The organism is Roseateles sp. P5_B10 (genome assembly GCF_056400485.1).
Genome location: NZ_JBFULE010000498.1, coordinates 1 through 3938, shown reverse-complemented (window position 1 = coordinate 3938; position 3938 = coordinate 1). Strand labels below are relative to the sequence as shown.

General features: G+C 66.7%; 2 protein-coding genes. Both read right to left on the bottom strand.

Annotated features, from left to right (window positions below):
• A partial coding sequence (locus AC1DU6_RS22665; RefSeq protein WP_477859768.1) for a beta strand repeat-containing protein occupies positions 1–3349 on the bottom strand: 3349 nt, incomplete at its 3' end.
• Between the two features lie 343 nt (positions 3350–3692).
• Positions 3693–3938: hypothetical protein (locus tag AC1DU6_RS22660; RefSeq protein ID WP_477859766.1), on the bottom strand; the 246-nt coding region annotated here is incomplete at its 5' end.

Below are 3938 nucleotides of genomic sequence, written 5' to 3'. Positions count from 1 at the left end.
GGGCGCCCGTGGTCAGCGACTTGACGTCCGCGGTCTCAATCGCGGCCAGTTGCGCGGTAGACAGGCTGCCTGCCTGCGTGGAGTTCAGCGCCGCGACCTGGCCCGAGGTCAGGGCGACCATGTCACCCGTGGTCAGGCCCTTGATCTGGGCGGTGCCCAGCGAGGCGACTTGCGCCGTGGTCAGCGAGCCGACGGCATCGCTGGCCAGGGAGCCGACCTGATCGGAAGACAGGCCATTGAGGGCCGCGGTCGTGACRGCRCGCAGATCGGCCGTYTCSAGCTTGCCMARYTGGCYGGTGGTCAGWGCRCCGAACTGGCTGGAGCTCAKCGCCGCGAACTGGGCGGTGCCCAGCGCGTTGAGGTTGTCGGTCGCGAGATTGGCGAGCTGGGTGTTGGTCAGTGCCTGGACTTGGGCCGAGGACAGGTTGGCGAACTGACTGCTGGTCAGGCTGTTCAGGTCAGCCGTGCCCAGCGTATTGATCTGGCTCGTGGTCAGCGAATTGATCTGGCCGCTGCTGAGTGCACGCAACTGGTCGCTGGTGAAAGCGTCGAGCTGGTCGGACGACAGRTTGCGCAGSGCRCCSGTCGTCAGCGACTTGACGTCGSCGGTYTCGATSGCRGCRATYTGSGCGGTGGACAGGCTRCCSGCCTGCGTGGAGTTCAGYGCMGCGACCTGACCCGAGGTCAGGGCGACCATGTCACCCGTGGTCAGGCCCTTGATCTGGGCGGTGCCCAGCGAGGCCACTTGTGCCGTGGTCAGCGAGCCGACAGCGTCGCTGGCCAAGGCGCCGACCTGGTCGGACGACAGGTTGTTGAGTGCAGCGGTGGTGACGGCGCRCAGGTCGGCAGTTTCGAGCTTGCCAAGTTGGCCGGTGGTCAGTGCACCGAACTGGCTGGAGCTCATCGCCGCGAACTGGGCGGTGCCCAGGGCGTTGAGGTTGTCGGTCGCGAGGTTGGCGAGCTGGGTGTTGGTCAGTGCCTGGACTTGGGCCGAGGACAGGTTGGCGAACTGGCTGCTGGAGAGGCTGTTCAGGTCGGCCGTGCCCAGCGAGTTGACCTGGGCCGTCGTCAGTGAATTGACCTGGCCGCTGCTCAAGGCACGCAGCTGGTCACTGGTGAAGGCGTCGAGCTGGTCGGAGGACAGGTTGCGCAGGGCGCCGGTGGTCAGCGACTTGATGTCGCCAGTCTCGATAGCCGCGAGCTGGGCGGTGGACAGCGTGCCGGCCTGGGCCGARTTGATGGCGGCGACCTGGGACGAAGTCAGGGCGACCATGTCACCCGTGGTCAGGCCCTTGATCTGGGCGGTGCCGAGCGAAGCAACTTGGGCCGTGCTCAGCGAGCCGACGGCGTCGCTGGCCAGGGCACCGACCTGGTCGGAAGACAGGCCGTTGAGGGCCGCGGTGGTGACGGCGCGCAGATCGGCCGTCTCGAGCTTGCCCAACTGGCCAGTGGTCAGCGCGCCGAACTGGCTGGACGACAGGGCCGCGAACTGGGCTGTGCCCAACGCGTTCAAGTTGTCGGTGGCGAGGTTGCCGAGCTGCGTGTTGGTCAGCGCCTGGGCTTGGGCCGTGGAGAGGTTGGCGAACTGGCTGCTGGTCAGGCTGTTCAGGTCGGCCGTGCCCAGCGTATTGATCTGGCTGGTTGTCAGCGAGTTGATCTGGCCGCTGCTCAGCGAACGCAATTGGTCGCTGGTGAAGGCGTCGAGCTGGTCAGACGACAGATTGCGCAGGGCGCCGGTCGTCAGCGACTTGATGTCAGCCGTCTCGATGGCGGCAATCTGGGCCGTGGAAAGGCTGCCGGCCTGGGTCGAGGTCAGCGAGGCGACCTGGCCCGAGGTCATGGCGACCATGTCACCCGTGGTCAGGCCCTTGATCTGGGCGGTGCCCAGCGAGGCGACTTGTGCCGTGGTCAACGAGCCAACGGCGTCGCTGGCGAGGGCGCCGACCTGGTCGGAGGACAGACCATTGAGGGCTGCCGTCGTGACGGCGCGCAGGTCGGCCGTTTCCAGCTTGCCCARCTGRCCGGTGGTCAGCGCACCGAACTGGCTGGACGACAGGGCCGCGAATTGGGCTGTGCCCAGGGCGTTGAGGTTGTCCGTCGCCAGATTGGCAAGCTGGGTGTTGGTCAGCGCCTGGACCTGGCCCGAGGACAGATTGGAGAACTGGCTGCTGGTCAGGCTGTTCAGGTCGGCCGTGCCCAGGGTGTTGATCTGGCCGGTTGTCAGCGAATTGACCTGACCGCTGCTCAGCGCGCGCAGCTGATCGCTGGTGAAGGCATCGAGCTGGTCGGAGGACAGATTGCGCAAGGCGCCGGTCGTCAGCGACTTGATGTCAGCCGTCTCGATGGCGGCAATCTGGGCCGTGGAAAGGCTGCCGGCCTGGGTCGAGGTCAGCGAGGCGACCTGGGCCGAGGTCAGGGCGACCATGTCGCCCGTGGTCAGGCCCTTGATCTGGGCGGTACCCAGCGAGCCAACCTGTGCGGTGGTCAGCGAGCCCACGGCGTCGCTGGCCAGCGCACCGACCTGGTCGGAGGACAGGCCGTTGAGCGCAGCCGTCGTGACGGCGCGCAGGTCGGCCGTTTCCAGCTTGCTCAGCTGACCGGTCGTCAGCCCGCCGAACTGGGTCGACGACAGCACGGCGAAATGGCCCGTGCCCAGCGCGTTCAGGTTGTCGGTGGCCAGGTTGCCGAGCTGGGTGGCGGTCAGGGCCTGGGCCTGGGCCGTAGAGAGGTTGGCGAACTGGCTGCTGCTCAGGCTGTTCAGGTCAGCCGTACCGAGCGTATTGACCTGACTCGTCGTCAGTGAATTGACCTGGCCACTGGAGAGGGCGCGGAGCTGGTCGCTGGTGAAGGCGTCAAGCTGGGTGGACGACAGGTTGCGCAGCGCAGCGGTGGTGATCGACTTGATGTCGACCGTCTCGATGGCGGCGATCTGGGCCGTGGAGAGGTTGCCCAGCTGGGCGGACGTCAGCGCGCCGATCTGGGCGGAGGTCAGCGCCACCATGTCGGCGCTGCTCAGGCCCTGGATCTGGGCCGTCGACAGGACGGCGATCTGCGAGGTGCTCAGGGCCTGGACCTGGTCGGTCTTCAGGGCCTGGATCTGGTCAGAGCTGAAGCCGGCCAGGGCGCTGGTCGCGATGGCCCGCAGGTCTTCGGTCTGGAAGGCCCGGATCTGGTCGCTCTTCAGGACCGCCAGGCTGCTGGAAAGGATGACCGAGGCCTGCGCGGTGGTGAACGCGATCAGCTGGTCGGTGCTGAGGGCGGCGTAGTCTTCCGTCGTCCAATTGCGGATCGTCGTCGTGCTGAGGTTCGGGATGACAGATGGCGAAATGCCGGGGATGACGGTTGACATGTTTTCTCACCTGTACTGATGGCCGCCTTGCCTTGCGGCGTGGCGGCGTTGGACCATCGCTGGCCCACCCCCGAAACTGGAGGCGTTGTTCTGAGCGGAGCCTGTGCCCCGGCGCGTCGAGCAGCCAAGACGTGCCAGAGATACAAAAAAATTGAAACCCGAACCCAACCCAATGCGGCCGCAGGCGGGATGCGATCCCGCCTGGAGCGCCGCGATGAGGTGGGCTCGTGTTGTCATGCTAGGGACGAGTCCTCGGAACCAATCGGCAAAAAGACCGGGTTTCTCGACCCAAGGTCGACCGTTCGGCAGCTGCGCCGAATGGGCTTGAACGAATTCACGGACTTCACACCCAGTTGCCGCCGTTGTTGCGCCGGTGCTCGTCGTCCTCGGCCAGCTTGCGATCGATGGCCGCAAGGTGGGCGTCGGCCGACGGGTGCGGCACGGCCGCCTTGGCCAGGTCGACGTGCTCGGCACCGAGCAGCGGGGCGGTCGGCGGTGCCAGCACGTCGTGCAGGCTGACCGTCGCGTCCTTGCCGTCATCGGCCTTCTGCGGCTGCACGTCCTTGGCGAACCAGACGTCGGCCACGTC